We start from the raw sequence: 16,409 nt of genomic DNA, 5'->3' as shown, positions 1-16,409 counted from the left end.
CTGTCCGTATCGATGTCCGCGAAATAATGTATTGGACATATCGTTCGACAGATGGTCTGCTTGGACCGGAACACGGCGTTGGAGCGGCGCGGCGCCGCTTTGTCCAGCTGTGTCAAACGAGCAAGTATTGTATAAGAATATAAGGTAGATATTGTGAACGTACCGTTCTACAAGATGCAGGGTTGCGGCAACGATTTCGTGTTCATCGACAACCGCGAGCTTGGCGTACCCGTATCCGCCATGGCCGACTGGGCCTGCGCCATCTGCCCCCGGGCCTTCCGCGTTGGCGCCGACGGCGCCATCTTCCTGGAAAATGCTCCAGAGGGCTCCGAGGCCGACTACATCTGGCATTTCTACAATGCCGACGGCTCCCGCGCCGAGATGTGCGGCAACGCCTCGCGCTGCGCCGCACGCCTTGCCGCGCGCATCGGCCTGGCTCCTGCGCAGCATGTGCTGGGCACGGACGCCGGCCCGATCAAGGCCGAGGCGGACGAGCTCACCGGCCGCGCCAAGGTGCAGCTCACCCCGCCCAAGAACCTTGAACTCGGCATCACCATCACCGTGGACGGCAAGGAGTACGAGGTCCATCACGTGGACACCGGCGTGCCGCATACGGTACTCTTGTTCGACGATGTCTCTTCCGTGGACGTGGCGGGCCTCGGCCGCGCCATCCGGTTCCACGAGCGGTTCGCACCGGCCGGCACCAACGTCAACTTCCTGCAGGTGACCTCGCCGGAGCGCCTGGAGCTGCGCACCTACGAGCGCGGCGTGGAAGCGGAGACCCTGGCCTGCGGCACCGGCGCCGCCGCTTCTGCGGTCATTGCCAACGCCCTGGGCCGCACCGGGGACACGGCCGAGGTGTGCACCACGGGCAAGGAGATTCTGACCATCTCTCTGGAAAACGGCGACGTCTTCCTGGAGGGAGCGGCAAGCTTTGTCTATCGGGGCGAGTTCGACCCGAAGGACCTGGGTCTGTCTCTGTAGTTTCAGTCCGCCCGAAACCGGAAGGACGGACCGGAACCGACGCGCACCCCGGGCTCACGGAAAACCGTCATGCCAGGCATGCTCGCTTCGGCGTGGGACCGTGTATGCCGGTTGTCGCCGTTGTACTTCGACTGGATTCAGGTCGATCCGTCGACGCGCGTCATCACCGCCTCCCCGCTCCATCCGGCCGCCAGGTACGGCAACGCCTGGATGGGCCAGGACCTGCCCTTTTCCGTCTTCACCAGGCTCGAACCAGTCCTGGAGCGCACGCGCAACGTCTTTCTGCACGGCTGGGGTGATCCTTTCGCCAACCCCTCCTTCTTCACCATGGTGCGCATCTGCAAGGAGCACCGCTGCACTGTGAGCACGGCCACGCGGGGCAGGCTCCTGGAGGCCGCGGACTGCGACCACATCGTAGCCGCTGGCATCGACCAGATATCCTTTCCCATCGACGCGCTGGACGACGCCACGAGCAGGGAGCGCACCGGCTTTAGCCTGGATCAGACCGTTGCCGTCATCCGCATGCTGCAGGAAGCCAAGCGCCGGGTGAACAGCGCCCTGCCCGTCATCGACGTCCGCTACACCCTGACGCGCTCCCGGCTGGATGAGGTGTACGGCCTGCCGACCTTTCTCGAATCCCTGGGTATCGAGTCCGCCATCGTCACCACGCCGGCCTTCGTGCCCTCGGCAGAGATGGCCGACGAGTGCCTCGTGCCCCGCCGGCCGGAGCAGCTCAGATGGCTCATCTCCCACCTGGACAGGCTCTTTGCCCGCGGCCTGGATCACGGCGTGGTCATCCGCTACTTCGTCCTCTCCCCCGGCAAAAAGCGGCTCACGTGCATCGAGAACGTCACGGAGTCGTTATTCCTGGGCGCGGACGGCCGCATTTCGCCCTGCGCGGCCGGGCAACTGCCTGTCCGCGGCGATGTGGCGCAGTGGTATCTGGGAAAGGAGACCCCCTACCAGCCCATTGTCTTCGGCTCGCTGGCCGAGTCGGAGCTCGCGGAGATCTGGCACTCGAAGGCGTACAGGAAGTTCCGCCAGCCCTTCTACTGGAACAGGCTCTCGCAGCGCTGCGAGCACTGCCTGACTCCCTTCCGCGTGTACGGCTAGAAGCTATCTCACAAGGCTTTTTTGCCCGTGTAGCGGCGTCAGGCTCCCACCGCACGAAGGTCGAATATAGCGGATATCCCCCCTCCGCGCGGAACTCGCTTTCCTAGCCACATGTCCAAGTATCTATTGTTGAGATGGCTTCTAGTCAGATCTCAATCTGCAAAAAACACATTGGATCGGCTGTTTTCGCGGCCCAGGTCCTTGGCTTTGTACATGGCCTCGTCGCTGCAGATGTACAGCGCCTCGGCGTCAATGCCATGGTCCGGGAAAACGCCGATGCCGAGGCTGTAGCGCACGTTCAGGGTGTGGTCGTTGATCACGACCGGCTTGTCCAGGGCGTGCAGGATCTTGTTGGCAAGACGCATCATGGCGCTCTGCTCTTCGACATCTGGCAGGATGAACGCAAACTCGTCGCCCCCGAGCCGCGCCGCTGTGTCCGTGCCGCGAAGCAGCATGGCCAGTCGCCGCCCTACCTCCTTGAGCACGTTGTCCCCGGTGTGGTGCCCGTAGGTATCGTTGATCTTCTTGAACTGGTCGATGTCCATGATCATCAGGCAGAAACGCGAGTTGTTCCTGCGGGACCGGGCAATCTCGGCATACAGCCGCTCATAGAAGAGCGCACGGTTCGGCAGGCCGGTGAGCATGTCGTAGAACGCAAGGTTGCGGATGGTTTCCTCGGCGTTGTGCTGCTCGGTGACATCCTGGAGCATCAGCACGTATCCGATCAGATCGCCGTTGTGCTGCCCCTTGATGGCAGACAGCCGGCCCTGGACATGCACGGTTTTGCCATCGCGCTGCCGTGTGAACTGAAACGTGTGGAAGTGCTTCTCGTGGATGATCCGCAGAGCCTGCTGCAGACGCCCGGTGTCGATGCTCTCGGACTCGTGGATGTCATGAATTTTTCGGTTCAGGGCCCGGCACGCCGGCACGTCCAGAATCGCTTCGGCCGCCGGGTTGTAGTAGACGATCTTGAGGTTGGCGTCGGTGGCGATGATGCCCATGTCGATGGACGAGCTGAGGATGCTGTCCAGATAGAGAGTCTTTTCAGAGAGCCGCTGTATCACCCGGTCCAGCTCCTTGCCCTGCTGCCGGATGATCGTCTTCATGGTGTCGATGTACTGACTCTCCAGGCCGCGGATCATGTCGGTCTGGGTAATCACGCCGATGGTCTTGCCGTGGTCGTCAACCACCACCAACCGACGGATGCCCTTCTCGCGCATCCTTTCCGAGGCATCGTAGGCGGAATCATGCCTGTGCGCGGTGTGCACCGGCGCGCTCATCACCTCTTTGACCGGGCAGTCCCAGGCGACGCCTTTGCCCGCAGCAAGGCGGGCCACGTCGCGCTCCGTAAGCACGCCTCTGGGCGTGTTGTCCTCGCAGACGATGAGGAAGCTGACAGAGCGCTCGGCCATCTCCCGGGTCGCCTCCATCAAAACAGCATTTTCCGAGATCGTGAAGACCTGCTTGTTCATGACCTGGTCTACGGTCTTCACGCGGACAAAGTACTCGTAGCCGAGATGCTCCAGAAGATCGGACTGCGTGGTCACGCCCACGGCCTCGCCCTTGTCGTTCACAACCACGATATGCCGGATCTGGTTGTCGGCTATCGCTTCAAACGCCTCGATTATGTGGCTTCGCTGGTTGACGGTGAACACGTGCTTCGTGTGCAGCTCGCCGATGGGTCGGTCCATGAACCCTGTCCCGAACTCCGCAATGCAGCGAACGACGTCGCGCTCCGTGAGGATGCCGATCGGCTTTTTATCCTCCGTAACAACGACGCAGCTGATCGAATGCTCGCGCATCAGTGAGATTGCCGCGCCCATCAGGGCATCCGGTGCGACGGACACCACCTGATCGCAGTATATGTCCTGTATGGACTCCTTCAGCATGCTTCACACCACTAGAATCCGGCCGTTCATACTGCCACACCGGGACAGTACTTGGATTCGGACTGCGCATGCGCTGCAACTCTCCTCGGCAGTACGTGTTGCGCGCACCCACATGACTTTGGATAATGTTATTGGTTTTGCGGGGGGACAAAAGTTTCTGTATCAGGAAACACATCTAAATGAAAGTAAAAAAGCCCCGACGCAACCAGTGCGCCGGGGCCAGTGCAACATACTTTACGAATGCGGCTTACAGAGCGGAGAAAGCCTTCTCGAAGTTCGGAACGACCTGCTTCTTACGGCTCATCACGCCTTCCAGCCACACTTCGGCGTCGCCGGCCACGCCAAAGGCCTTCTCGACCACGGACGCGTCATCGGAGACGATCAGCATCTGGGAGCCTTCCTTCATGATGTCGGTGAGCAGCAGGAAGACGGAGTGGCGGCCATCGGCCTTGACCTTCTTGATCTCCTCGGCGAGCTCGGCCTTGCGGGCGTCCAGCATGGAGAGGTCAACAACCTCGAGCTGGCCGATGCCGACCTTCTTGCCGGACATGTCGAAGTCCTTGTAGTCGCGGAACACCAGCTCGGAAGCGGTGGCGCCGTCCACGGCGGACTTGACCTTGAACATCTCCATGCCCAGGGCCATCATGTCGGAGACGCCGGCGATCTTGGCCAGATCTGCAGCCACAGCCTTGTCCTCTTCGGTGCAGGTCACGGACTTGAACATGACGGTGTCGGACAGCAGGGCGCAGAGCATGGCGCCGGCGAGGTCCTTGGGGATCTCGACGTTGCTGGCCTTGTAGGCCTTGTAGATCATGGTGGCGGAGCAGCCAACCGGGCCGACCCACATTTCGAGCGGGCTGGAGGTGGTCAGGTCGCCGAGCTTGTGGTGGTCGAAGATGGCGAGCACGTTGGCTTCGGCGATGTCGTCAGGCAGCTGGGCGAGGTCGGTGGTGTCCACGATGACCACGTCCTGGCCGGCCACGGAGGAGACGATCTCGGGCTTGGCAATGCCGAACTTTTCGAGCACGAAAACGGTCTCGGGCGTGCACTCGCCCAGGGTCACGGCCTTGGTCTCGGTACCGGTCTTGGTCTTCAGATCGGCCGCAGCCAGGGCGCTGACTACGGTGTCGGTGTCGGGGTTCTTGTGTCCGAAAGCTAAAGCGGCCATTTCTACCTCCTCAGATGGTTGGTTGCACGGTTGCGCGTCGCCGCACGCAGAAACCGGGCTGTCGCTTTCCGGCCTATTTCAGGTCAGAACTCCTGCGGAATCCGGTGGCGCGAGCCTCGGCTGCGACGATATAAAAATATCCTGTTCTTTCAATCTATTGCCATCTTCCGGAAATCGCTTTGCAGGGACTGCCGCAAGTAGCTAGTGCGAAATATCACAATCATCATCCACTGACAACCGCCAATTCGCCGGGAGCCCGTCACACCACGTCGTAACGCGTCCGTATCCTCTGCGGCAAATGTCTCGTGAAGAAAATCACCACCAGCGGCAAGGCCCGGCATGCAAGGCGTCTGGTCAGATCGACCTGCCCTGGATGCGTGCTTTCGACTCCATACGCAGGAATGACGCGTCAATGAACAGCAGCCCCGGCCCGAATCGAACGCCGGGCTGGAAAGAGAAAGCACAACGTCTGCGGCAGGCAGTCGCAGTTGTGAACTACTGCAGCAGGACGAGCAGAAAGACCGCCACCACGCCGGCGGCGAAAGTCCGGTAGGCGTTCTTCACACGCAGAGAGAGCACCCCGCCCACCGAGGCCGTGATCCAGAGCATGGGCCAGCTGAAGTGGGAAAGAGGCGCGAAGAGGGCGTGTCCCGCCAGGTGGATGACCACCCCCAGCAGGGAGAGCGCAGCGAGCATGCAGACCATGACAAGCAGCAGATTGGAGGCTGCGAGCTGGATGAGGGAGTAGCGCACGATAACGTGGGGCTGGCTGCCGCGCTCTGAGCCCTTGGCCCAGGCCAGCAGCCGGTTGTAGCCGCGGTCCTGCCAGGAGCGCTGCATCCGCTCCAGCCAGGCCCCGGCGTAGGCCGCGGGAATGCCCAGGGCCAGAGCCGGTACGCACTCCCCTGCCCCATTGAGGCCGAAGTGGCGCATCAGGCCCAGGGTGACGCACACCGAGAGCAGCGCGTTGGGTGGAATGTAGGTACCGGCCGGAATGAGGTCCAGCCAGAAGAGCTCGAAAAAGAGGCCGACGGCCACGCCATCGCCGATGTCGCCCAGGACGAGGCCCAGAAGTGGGCCGAAAACCAGGGGACGTTCAATGACGCCGAGGTTCAGGGTAAAACGCAGCCCCGAAAAAACCACAAAAAAAAAGCGATCAGCACGACGTAGAACACGTCCATGAAGGTAGGTACCGTCACCATGTCGCTTTCACCTGCACCGGTTCTGTGGGCAGACAGCGGAAATCGAGCTCCACCCCCATCTTCTCCAGCCCGCGTAGACAGACAGCGTCTTCCGGGGAAAGGGCCACGTGGGGGCAGATCTGTTCGCTGCCTGGTGTGTAGTGGAGGTTGCCTATGTTGAGGATTTTGATGGCAAGGCCGTGCTGCATGGCGATGCGGGCGTCGCGGCAATCGGCGAACAACGCCAGCACCGAGGAGCGATCCGTACGGGCGTCGTTCTCGATGAACTCGTTGGCGTGCTCCGCGTCGATGAACCGCGCGCGCACGTTGGAGGGGATGGCCAGGGACATGATCTCCTGGCGCAGCACATCGCCCGCGAGCTCCTTGTTGCAGACCAGGAGGGTCTTGGCGCCGGTGTACGGCAGCCAGGTTTCGATGACCTGGCCGTGAACGAGTCTGTTGTCCACCCGCGCCCAGAACATGGCTATTTGCCGCCTACCTTGGAGCGCAGTATCTCGCCGGCCACGACAATGCCCTGGCTGCCTGCGGCCTTTGCGTCCAGGGCGAGGTCCGCCGGCTCCTTGGAGCGGCTGCCCAGAACCTTGAGCAGCATGGGCAGGTTTACGCCCGTGACCACCTCCAGGTTCTGCGCGCCCAGAAGAGAGAGGCTCAGGTTGGTCGGCGTGCCGCCGAACATGTCGGTGAGAATGATGACGCCCTGGCCCTGGTCGCAGCTGGAGACGGCGACCTGTATCTCGTTGCGCGTATCCTCCACAGCGCGGGTGCCGTCCACACTGACGAACTCGCACCACTGCTGCTTGCCGAGGATGAACTCCGCGGCTTCGATGAGGCTGGCCCCGTAATGAGCGTGGGTCACGACGACAACGCCGGTCTGGACCGGCGTTTCGAGCTGCTTTGCGCTCTTGACCTTTTCCGTTGTGCTGGTTTCCCGCATGGGCATATTCCTGAAATTGAAAAACCGCCAAAGGCGGCTGGCGGCGCATCGCCGCGGCGGCCGCCTCCGCCGCCGATTTTAGCCGAGCTCCACGTGGCGATGCTCGATCGATACTACATAATTCGACTCTTTCAAAGACTTGTACAGGGCCTCGCTCACGGCCACGGAACGGTGGCGTCCGCCTGTGCAGCCGATGCCCAGTGTCACGCGGTAGCGGCCCTCGGCCTCGTACAACGGAAAGAGATATTCGAGAAATTCCCGGAGCTTGACCAGGAATGTCTTGCCCGGTTCAACGCCCAGCACGTACTCGGCCACGGCCTCGTCCTTGCCGGTCAGCGGCCGCATGGACTGCACAAAGTACGGGTTGGGCAAAAATCGCATATCAAAAATAAGGTCCGCCTCGGCCGGCGGGCCGTACTTGAAGCCGAAAGAGATGATCTGGATGTTGAGCCGGCCTTCCCCTTCCTCCAGAGCGGTCCACTTGCGCTGGATCATCTTGCGCAGATCGTGAACAGAGTAATCCGAAGTGTCGATGACGATATCCGCCATCTTCTTGATGGGATAGAGCCGTTCTCGCTCCAGGTTGATGGCCCCGTCCAGGCTGAGCGGACCGCATTCGTCGCCCTCCTTGCCGTCCATGGCCATAAGCTGGGCCACGGGATGGGGCCTTCTGGTGGAGGAGTAGCGCCGCACCAGAACTTCGTTGCGCGCCTCCATGAAGATGATCTGCGGCTTGAGCCCCTGCAGCTTGAGCTCCTCAAGGGCTTCGAGCCAGGACTGGGGAAAGGTGCGGTCGCGGAAGTACATTCCCACCACGAGACCGCGGAACTGGAGCTGGTTCTGGCCCGAAAACAGGGCAGTCAGCTTGGGTACGATGGAGGCCGGCAGACCATCCACCACGAAGAAGCGTAAGTCCTCGAAAACATCGATGGCCGTGGACTTTCCGGCTCCGGAGAGCCCGCCGACGATGACCAGCGGAAAGGAGCCTTCGGCGTTCACGTCCTCGAAAGAAGCTCCCATAACTGCTCCTTGCCTTCCGCTTCCAGAAACTCCCTGCGGAAGGACTCTTCCTTCAGCAGCCGGGAGATGTGCGCGAGGATGCGCAGGTGCATGCCGGCCACTTTCTCCGGTGCGAGCACGAGAAAAAAGATCGTGCAGAGCTTGAAGTCCAGGGCCTCGAAGTCCACGCCCTGCGGACTGCGGCCCACCACGAGAACGATCTCGTGCAGATCTTCGAGCTTGCCGTGCGGTATGGCGATTCCATCGCCGATACCCGTGGTGCCCAGGTACTCGCGCTCGAGCAGCACCTTCAGCGCTTTGTCGGCGTCCAGGTCGGGAATTTTCGTGGCCACGGGGGCGATGAGCTCGGCGAGCACAGCACCCTTCTCCGTCGCCTGAATGGTGGGTATGACCAAATCTTTGTCCAGATAATCCGCGAGTCGCATGGAGCTATTGTCCCGGGTCGATAAGACCGAAGTCGTGTTTGTTCATACGGTATATCACGTTAATGCGTTCCGTGTCCGCATTCCGGAAAACAAGAAAGTTGTAGTCCAACGTGTCCAGCTGCATCGCGGCCTCGTCCACGTACATGGGCTTGGGCTCTATGGAGTCCGTGGCCATGATGGTCCGTTCGCGCATGCCGCTCTCGTTCTCGGAGATGGTGAAGGTCTCGATGTTGACGCGGCTGCGGTCGCCCTTGCGGCGGTCCTTGTCGCGGTCCTTGAGCTTGCGCAGCTGGGACTCCAGCTTGTCCAGAACCATGTCGATGGTAGCGTACATGTCCTCGCTCGCCTCGGTGGCGGTGAGGTTGATGTTGTCGCCTGCCAGCGAGACCTCGGCCAGATGGCGGAACTTCTCGACCCCGAGGTTGACCTGCATCTCGGAGTTGTCTTCCTTGGAGTCCACGTATTTGGAAAGCTTGCCGAAGCGTCGGTAAGCATACTTCTTGAGGTGTTCGGACGGCTCAAAGCCCTTGAAGGTGATGGCTATGTTCATAGATTCCCTCCTTTCGCAATTCCTGGGCGGGGATCGGGTCAGAAAACCTGTTTCCGCTTGGAAGACGATGGAATGTCCAGTGCGGACCGGTACTTGGCAACAGTTCTGCGGGCGATGTTCACCTGCAGCTCATCCTTGAGCATTTCCGCGATCTTCTCGTCGGAAAGCGGCTTCTTGGGATTCTCGCCGGAGATCATCTTCTTGATGAGCGCCTTGACGCTCTCGGAGCCGACCTGGGACCCGTCATCCAGGCCGAGGGCGGAGTTAAAGAAGAACTTGAGCTCGAAGATGCCATGGGGCGTGGCGACGTACTTGCTGGTGGTGATGCGGCTCACCGTGGACTCGTGCATGCCGATGTCCTCGGCCACGTCCTTGAGGATGAGCGGCTTGAGATGGGTGACGCCGTGCTCGAAAAACTCGCGCTGATGCTTCACCACGCTCTCGGTCACCTTGTACAGGGTGCGCTGGCGCTGGTACAGGCTCTTCATCAGCCACACGGCGCTGCGCATCTTGTCCTGGAAGTATTCTTTTTCCTTGGAAGACCGGCCTTCCATGGCCTGCATGTAGTCGGAGTTGAGCTCCAGCCTGGGCAGCCCCTCCTCATTCAGCAGGATCACGAAATCGTCGCCGTACTTGTAGACGTAAACGTCCGGCGAGACGTAGACCGGCTCCTCGCTGCCGAAGCTCGCTCCGGGCATGGGGTCCAGCTCGGTGAGCTTGTCCAGGTAGCCCTTGAGCTCCTCCATGGAGATGCGGAACTTGCGGCACAGCGGCTTGTAGCGCTTCTTCTCCAGATCCTCCAGGTGCTCGCGCACGATCTCTTCAAGCACGGGATCGTCGATGCCGTAGTTTTTGATCTGCACGAGCAGGCACTCCGACGGCGTGCGCGCGGCCACGCCTACGGGGTCGAACTCCTGGATCGACTTGATGACCGGCTCGATCTCCTCTGGCGAGGCGCCGGTAAGCACTGCCAGCTCCTCATTCGTGGCTTGCAGATAACCGGAGGAATCGAGGTTGTTGATAACCGCGAGGCCTATGTCGATCTGCCTGTCATTGAGCCGGGAGAGCCTGAGCTGCCATTCCAGGTGCCCCTCCAGCGAGGTCTTGCCGGAAATGCGCGCCTCGAAGGAGGTGGCCTCCACGGCCTCGAACTCGCGGACCTGGGCCTGCTTGGAGGTAGAGGAGAAGTCGCCGATGTAGTCTTCCCAATCGGCGTTGCGCATGAGCTCCTGATCGCTGGCCGGCGTGGTCTCGACCTCGGGAACCACTTCGGCCTGCTCCAGCGCCTCGGCCTCGGCGCCCTCCTCCAGAAAGGGGTTTTCCAGGAGCTCCTGCTGAACAGTATCCATGAGCTCCAGCCGGGAGAGCTGCAGGAGCTTGATGGCCTGTTGCAGCTGGGGCGTCATCACCAGCTGTTGGCTGAGCTTGAGTTGTTGTCTGAGTTCCAGACCCATGGCGGTTACGGACCTTCCCCGTCAGGAGTACGGATAATAGATATGAGGCGTTGCGTTTTTAAAACACTTTTCAGAGAGGGGAACTCCAGGGTTCCTTCAACACGAGAAGGTTTCACAATACTGCAAAAACGCCCATACATTGCAGGAGAAAGAAAAGACGGCATAATTGTTGCTGACACAAAACGCGTTTTGCCACAGATGTAGCACGGTGGCAACGAGTTTTCCCTGCGGGGCGCGCGTAATTCGCCGCCCGTAAGACAGGAAGGGAAATGAAACTACGCAGATAGCGCCCGGAGATTCTAGCGATTTAAACGTCGGGAAGCGGCCTTGGCCAGGGCCATTCCCTTGCGCCAGCTTTCCAGCTCCCCGTCCAGGCACCCTTTGCAGAACAACACCAGCCGGATCGCCTCGCGAACGGCGCCGCGGCCTCCCGGGCGGGAGAGCACGTGCGCGGCCACCTGCAGCACCTCGGGCTGGGCGTTGGGCACGGCCATGGGCAGGCCCGCCATCCGCATGGGCCCTATGTCCACCCAGTCGTCGCCCACGTAGGCAGCCTGGTACGGCGCAACGCCATGCCGCTCGCAGAGAGCCTCGAACGCGGTAGACTTCTCCACCCTGCCGGCCACATACTCATCAATCTCCAGCTCATTCACGCGGTTGGCCACGGCCTTGGAGTCCAGCCCGGTGATCACGCCGATGTGCAGGCCAACGGCCTGGGCCGCTTTAATGCCCAGGCCGTCCTGCACGTCGAAACGTTTCGCATACTGGCCGTTCTCGTCGTAGTAGAGACCGCCGTCGGTAAGCACACCGTCCACGTCGAACACGAGAAGCTCTACCGCTCTGGCGCGGCGTACGATCTCCGCGCGGGACATGCGCCCGCGGAGACCGGCAGTATGGCGTCCGAAAATCATTCTTATCCTTTATACCCTTTGGCGGCTTTAATAAACTCCCGGAACAGGGGATGCGGATGCATGGGGTTGGACTTGAACTCCGGATGGAACTGGCAGCCCAGGAACCACGGATGGTCCGGCAGCTCCACGATCTCCACCAGGGTCTCGTCCGGCGAAAGGCCGGAGAAGACCATGCCCTTCTCCGCAAACTTGTCGTAGTACGCCTTGTTGAACTCGTAGCGATGGCGGTGGCGTTCGCTGATCTCTTCTGTCTGGTACGCCTCGAACGCCCGGGTGCCCTCTTTGAGCACGCAGGGGTACGCGCCCAGGCGCATGGTGCCGCCCTTGTCCGAACTCTCGTCGCGCTTCTCCGTCACCTGCCGGCGGAAGTCGAACCACTCGGTCATCAGGTAGATGACCGGCTCCTTGGTGCTCGGCTTGAACTCCTGGGAGTCGGCGTCCAGCTCCATGACGTGCTGCGCGAACTCGATGACCGCACACTGCATACCCAGGCAGATGCCGAAGAAGGGAATCTTCTTTTCACGGGCGTGGCGGATGGCCAGCAGCTTGCCAGGGATGCCGCGGTTGCCAAAGCCGCCGGGCACCAGAATGCCGTCCAGGCCCTTGAGCTTGCTGGTCACGTTCTTGGCCGTGATCTCCTCGGAGTTCACGTACACCAGGTCCACGGCCACGTCGTTGGCCACGCCGCCGTGCACCAGGGCCTCGTGCAGGCTCTTGTACGCCTCCTTGAGATCCACGTACTTGCCTACGATGCCGATGGACACGCGGCCCGCGGGGCTGGCCAGCTTCTCCACCAGCCTGGTCCACGGCTCCAGATGCGGGTTCTTGGCCGGCAGCTTGAGCATGATCGCGATCTTCTGGTCAATGCCTTCCTCGTAGAACTTCAGCGGCACCTCGTAGATGTTGCTCACATCCACGGCGGCGAACACGGCGTCTGCGTCCACGTTGCAGAACAGCGCGATCTTGCGGCGCAGGCTCTGGTCCACGTCCACCTCGGCCCGGCACAGGATAATGTCAGGCTGGATGCCGATGGAGCGCAGCTCCTTAACGCTGTGCTGGGTGGGCTTGGTCTTCAGCTCGCCGGCGGCCTTCATGTACGGCACCAGGGTAAGATGGATGTAGAGGACGTTCTCCTTGCCCAGGTCGCCGCGCATCTGGCGAATGGCTTCCAGGAACGGCAGGCCCTCGATGTCGCCGACCGTGCCGCCGATCTCCACGAGAACCACGTCCAGGTCCTCGCTGGCCAGCGCCAGCACGGACTCCTTGATCTGGTCCGTGACGTGCGGAATGACCTGCACGGTGCCGCCCAGGTAGTCGCCCCGGCGTTCCTTGGTGATGACCGTATTATAGATGGAGCCGGAGGTGCAGTTGTTGGCCCGGGACATGAACACGTCCAGATAGCGCTCGTAGTGGCCCAGATCCAGATCGGTCTCGGCGCCGTCTTCCGTCACGTACACTTCGCCGTGCTGGAAGGGGTTCATGGTTCCGGGGTCCACATTGATGTACGGATCGAGCTTCATGATCGTGACCTTGAGGCCGCGAGTCTGAAGCAGGGCACCGATGGACGCAGCGGCGAGCCCTTTTCCCAGGGAGGACAGAACGCCTCCGGTAATAAAAATGAATTTCGTACGCATCTATTCTCCCTCTGTGTAAGTTGTCCGGCGGCGTCCCCGGAGCGCCGCGCCGCAGCATATGGAAACAAAAAAGGAGGCAGCGCCTCCTCGACTGTGCTCTACAATGGCGGGACCAGTCCTGTTGACGGCCATCGCCTGCCGCACTATGTTCAGCCTCGCCCGGAAAAGCGTTGTGGTTCTAGGATGATCCACGCTCTCATTCGTGAGCAGGCGCCGATCCGAAAGGCTCGGGGGCCAATCCCGCCGGGCTCGGACGGCATGCTCACGCTTTCCGGGACTCTATAATTTGCCTAGACGAACGTTAGAGTCAACACAAATTTCCGCCCGCGTCCCACATGGCTTTGCGGGCCCCAATGGAGAACATCATGGCCCGCGTCAAGGTCATCGTCATCACCGGATACGGCACCAACTGTGAAATTGAATCCGCCCATACGGCCCGGCGCGCCGGCGCCGACGAGGTGGACATCGTCTACTTCTCGGACCTCACCTCCGGGCGCGTCCGCGTGGACGCCTACAACTTCTGCGTCTTCCCGGGCGGCTTCCTGGACGGGGACGACCTCGGCGCGGCCCAGGCCGCGGCCCAGCGCTGGCGTCACGCCACCGTGGACGGCGAGCGCATCCTGGACCAGCTCCTGACCATGCTGGACGCCGGCGGCATGGCCTTGGGCATCTGCAACGGATTCCAGCTCCTCGTCAAGCTTGGGCTGCTGCCCTGCCTGGATGGTATACGCCTGGAGCGCCAGGTGAGCCTGGCCGTGAACGACTCCGCCCGCTTCGAGGACCGCTGGGTCTCCCTGCGCGCCGAGCCGGACTCCCCCTGCATCTTCACCAAGGGCATCGACCGGCTGGAGTTCCCGGTGCGTCACGGCGAGGGCAAGCTCGTGGCCGCCTCGGACGCCGTCATGGAAGGCCTTGAAAAGGCCAACCTCGTGGCCCTGCGTTACGTGGACCCGCTCTCCGGCGCGCCCACCCAGGAGTACCCGTACAACCCCAACGGCTCACCCAACGCCATTGCCGGGCTCACCGATCCCACTGGCCGCATCCTGGGACTCATGCCCCACCCCGAGGCATATAACGATCCGACTAACCACCCGCGCTACACCCGCGCGCGCACCCAGCAGGACGAGCTGCCGCCGCTGGGCACGATCATCTTTGAGAATGCCGTGAACCACCTGCGAAACAGCTAGCGGATGGAGACTTCAGTATTCTGGACGCGCGCATCGCATCGGAGCATCACCCCGTGACCGCGACGGAAGAGTTCCCGTTTCCGGAATATTCGGGCCTGCGCTCCTGGGAGGACGTCATGCGCCTGGCCCTGGAACAGGCCGAACGCGCGGAGGATGAGGGCGAGGTCCCCATCGGCGCGGTGGTGCTCTCGGCAGAAGGACGCGTTCTGGGCTACGGCCGCAACCGGCCCATCTCAGCCCAGGACCCCACGGCCCACGCCGAGATCGAGGCCTTGCGCGCCGCGGCCGCGGCCGTGGGCAACTACCGCCTGCCCGGCGCCGTCCTGGCCGTGACGCTGGAGCCCTGCCTCATGTGCATGGGCGCCATGATCCACGCCCGAGTCGCGCACCTGGTCTATGGAGCGCCCGACCCCAAGACCGGCGCGGCAGGCTCCTGCATGGACACCGCGGCCTTGCCCTTTCTCAACCACCGTATGGACGTGACAGGCGGCGTGCTGGCCGACGAGTGCGGCGACTTGCTGCGGCGTTTTTTCAAGGCGCGACGGTAATCCACCCCGCCGCCCAAACGCCGCCCTGCCTACCCGAGTACGAATTCTTCTCTGCAGCGCCTATCTCTACTTGCTTTCAGTCTCGGTGTTGTATATAATAATCGACTTCCAACTTGGGAGGAATGACTCCCACCGACATGCGGAGAGGTAGCGAAGTCCGGCCGTAACGCGCTCGACTCGAAATCGAGTTATCGGTTAGTAGCCGATACGTGGGTTCGAATCCCACCCTCTCCGCCAGCGAAATTATAAGCCTTGCTTCTCGGTATCTTACCGGAAGGCAAGGCTTTTTTCTTTCCACTGCTCCAGTAAACTGTTACAGCGGAGCCATGGAAAAGATGCCCGGACACCCCCGACTTTTTCGGCGCGGAGCGGTCTATTATCACCGCGCAGCCATCCCAGTTGACATCAAGGATAACTACCCCAAGACCGAGGAAACCTTCTCGCTGAAGACGAAGGATTACCAGGAAGCTGTTCGCAAGGTCCGCGTGGCAGCCGCTATAGTTGATCGTAAATTTGAGGAGCACAGGCGCATGCTGGCTCAACAAGCCAAGCCGCCTGTGAAAGAGCTGTCCGAAGCTGAGATCAAACGAATCGGGGAAGTCTATTACGCGTACCGCCTTGAGGAGGACGATGAAACGCGCCTCCAGGGCTTCGCGCCGGAAAGGCGACAAACCAAAATTCTTGTAGGCGATCCAGACCAGATCAACGACCTGTTCGCAAAGCATGCCTTCAAGCCTTCATCCTTCGATGAATATGTCGAAGACCACGAGGCTCTGAACAGCATGACTCGCCACGACTTCGCTCGAGGTGAGGTTGATCCGTTTTTCATCTCAGAGGCTGAGGAAATACTGACCTGGGACAACGTCAACATCAGGCTCGACAAATCTTCCCCAAGCTGGCGTAAACTGGCGCGTGAGCTTCAGGCCGTAAGTATCAAGGCCGCAAAAGCCATCCAGCAAAGGAACGAAGGCGAAGTCGTAGAAACCCCTTCTACTCCTGGAGTTGAGCCTCAGTCCTTTGTCCCATTGCTTTCCGTGGCCGTTGAGGCGTGGGCCGAGGAAAAGGCTAGAACGAGCTGGGTGCCCAAGACCGAGCGCGAACATCGGGCATGGATGAGCCATTTCATCACGGCCATGGGTGACAAGCCAATCAATGCCTACACAAAGTCCGATGCACGTGCCTTCAAAGCCATGCTCCTCAAGCTCCCGTCGAACTGGATCAAGCACAAGGAGTTGAAGGACCTTCCACTCAATAAAGCAGCCGAAAAGGCCCACAAACTCGGCTTGCCTCCCATGTCTGACAGCAACGTCAACTAGCTCCTGGGCTTTGTCGGCTCCTTCTGGAACTGGGCAGCGGATAACTACGACGAAGCTCCTCCAAGTCCCTTCAA

The 16,409-nt window shown here is 61.2% G+C and carries 16 protein-coding genes and 1 tRNA gene; 6 read left to right on the top strand and 11 right to left on the bottom strand.

Annotation, left to right across the window (positions count from 1 at the left end):
- Positions 1-174 precede the first annotated feature (174 nt).
- Together dapF and E8L03_RS03465 are read left to right on the top strand one after the other, a co-directional pair.
- Positions 175-984 (top strand): diaminopimelate epimerase, encoded by an 810-nt coding sequence (gene dapF / locus E8L03_RS03470; protein ID WP_144307379.1) that lies wholly within the window; start codon positions 175-177, stop codon positions 982-984.
- Between the two features lie 69 nt (positions 985-1,053).
- Positions 1,054-2,097, top strand: coding sequence for a radical SAM/SPASM domain-containing protein (locus E8L03_RS03465; protein WP_171266586.1), 1,044 nt, complete (start codon positions 1,054-1,056; stop codon positions 2,095-2,097).
- A 152-nt stretch (positions 2,098-2,249) separates the two neighbouring features.
- Here the strand turns inward: E8L03_RS03465 and E8L03_RS03460 are convergent, their stop codons facing one another.
- The 11 genes from E8L03_RS03460 to E8L03_RS03410 all read right to left on the bottom strand — a co-directional run bounded on the left by E8L03_RS03460 (position 2,250) and on the right by E8L03_RS03410 (position 13,284).
- Positions 2,250-3,986, bottom strand: a complete 1,737-nt coding sequence (locus E8L03_RS03460; protein WP_171266585.1) for a CBS domain-containing protein — start codon at positions 3,984-3,986, stop codon at positions 2,250-2,252.
- Between the two features lie 247 nt (positions 3,987-4,233).
- Positions 4,234-5,154 (bottom strand): manganese-dependent inorganic pyrophosphatase, encoded by a 921-nt coding sequence (locus tag E8L03_RS03455; RefSeq protein ID WP_144307352.1) that lies wholly within the window; start codon positions 5,152-5,154, stop codon positions 4,234-4,236.
- Between the two features lie 495 nt (positions 5,155-5,649).
- Positions 5,650-6,297, bottom strand: coding sequence for a PTS sugar transporter subunit IIC (locus E8L03_RS03450; protein WP_144307353.1), 648 nt, complete (start codon positions 6,295-6,297; stop codon positions 5,650-5,652).
- A gap of 52 nt (positions 6,298-6,349) precedes the next feature.
- On the bottom strand, positions 6,350-6,817 hold the full coding sequence (locus tag E8L03_RS03445) for a PTS sugar transporter subunit IIB (protein WP_144307354.1): 468 nt from the start codon (positions 6,815-6,817) through the stop codon (positions 6,350-6,352).
- A 2-nt stretch (positions 6,818-6,819) separates the two neighbouring features.
- Entirely contained in the window at positions 6,820-7,290 is a 471-nt protein-coding gene (locus tag E8L03_RS03440; protein ID WP_144307355.1) for a PTS sugar transporter subunit IIA, read from the bottom strand.
- Positions 7,291-7,368: 78 nt separating this feature from the next.
- A complete protein-coding gene (gene rapZ / locus E8L03_RS03435; protein ID WP_171266584.1) occupies positions 7,369-8,310 on the bottom strand; it encodes an RNase adapter RapZ in 942 nt (313 codons plus the stop codon).
- Entirely contained in the window at positions 8,286-8,735 is a 450-nt protein-coding gene (locus E8L03_RS03430) for a PTS sugar transporter subunit IIA (protein WP_144307357.1), read from the bottom strand. The genes rapZ and E8L03_RS03430 overlap by 25 nt, the downstream gene beginning before the upstream one ends.
- A 4-nt stretch (positions 8,736-8,739) precedes the next feature.
- Positions 8,740-9,285 carry a ribosome hibernation-promoting factor, HPF/YfiA family gene (gene hpf / locus E8L03_RS03425; protein WP_144307358.1) on the bottom strand — a complete coding sequence of 182 codons (546 nt, stop codon included), beginning with the start codon at positions 9,283-9,285 and terminating at the stop codon, positions 8,740-8,742.
- A gap of 38 nt (positions 9,286-9,323) precedes the next feature.
- Positions 9,324-10,739: an RNA polymerase factor sigma-54 gene (gene rpoN / locus E8L03_RS03420; protein WP_144307359.1), complete on the bottom strand. Its 1,416-nt coding sequence runs from the start codon at positions 10,737-10,739 to the stop codon at positions 9,324-9,326.
- Positions 10,740-11,038: 299 nt separating this feature from the next.
- Complete coding sequence (locus tag E8L03_RS03415) at positions 11,039-11,611, bottom strand: KdsC family phosphatase (protein WP_171268426.1); 573 nt, start codon at positions 11,609-11,611, stop codon at positions 11,039-11,041.
- A gap of 41 nt (positions 11,612-11,652) precedes the next feature.
- Positions 11,653-13,284 carry a CTP synthase gene (locus E8L03_RS03410; RefSeq protein WP_144307360.1) on the bottom strand — a complete coding sequence of 544 codons (1,632 nt, stop codon included), beginning with the start codon at positions 13,282-13,284 and terminating at the stop codon, positions 11,653-11,655.
- 365 nt (positions 13,285-13,649) lie between these two features.
- Here E8L03_RS03410 and E8L03_RS03405 point away from each other — a divergent pair, with 365 nt between their 5' ends.
- The 4 genes from E8L03_RS03405 to E8L03_RS20870 all read left to right on the top strand — a co-directional run bounded on the left by E8L03_RS03405 (position 13,650) and on the right by E8L03_RS20870 (position 16,335).
- Entirely contained in the window at positions 13,650-14,471 is an 822-nt protein-coding gene (locus tag E8L03_RS03405; RefSeq protein ID WP_171266583.1) for a phosphoribosylformylglycinamidine synthase subunit PurQ, read from the top strand.
- Between the two features lie 53 nt (positions 14,472-14,524).
- On the top strand, positions 14,525-15,019 hold the full coding sequence (gene tadA, locus E8L03_RS03400) for a tRNA adenosine(34) deaminase TadA (RefSeq protein WP_244963649.1): 495 nt from the start codon (positions 14,525-14,527) through the stop codon (positions 15,017-15,019).
- A gap of 141 nt (positions 15,020-15,160) precedes the next feature.
- Positions 15,161-15,256, top strand: a tRNA-Ser gene (locus E8L03_RS03395).
- An 89-nt stretch (positions 15,257-15,345) separates the two neighbouring features.
- On the top strand, positions 15,346-16,335 hold the full coding sequence (locus E8L03_RS20870; RefSeq protein ID WP_216367939.1) for a DUF6538 domain-containing protein: 990 nt from the start codon (positions 15,346-15,348) through the stop codon (positions 16,333-16,335).
- The last annotated feature ends 74 nt before the right edge of the window (positions 16,336-16,409 follow it).

It is taken from the genome of Oceanidesulfovibrio marinus (assembly GCF_013085545.1).
GTDB classification, from domain to species: domain Bacteria; phylum Desulfobacterota; class Desulfovibrionia; order Desulfovibrionales; family Desulfovibrionaceae; genus Oceanidesulfovibrio; species Oceanidesulfovibrio marinus.
Note: the sequence above shows the minus strand (reverse complement) of the source record. Positions and strands in the feature narration are given on the sequence as shown.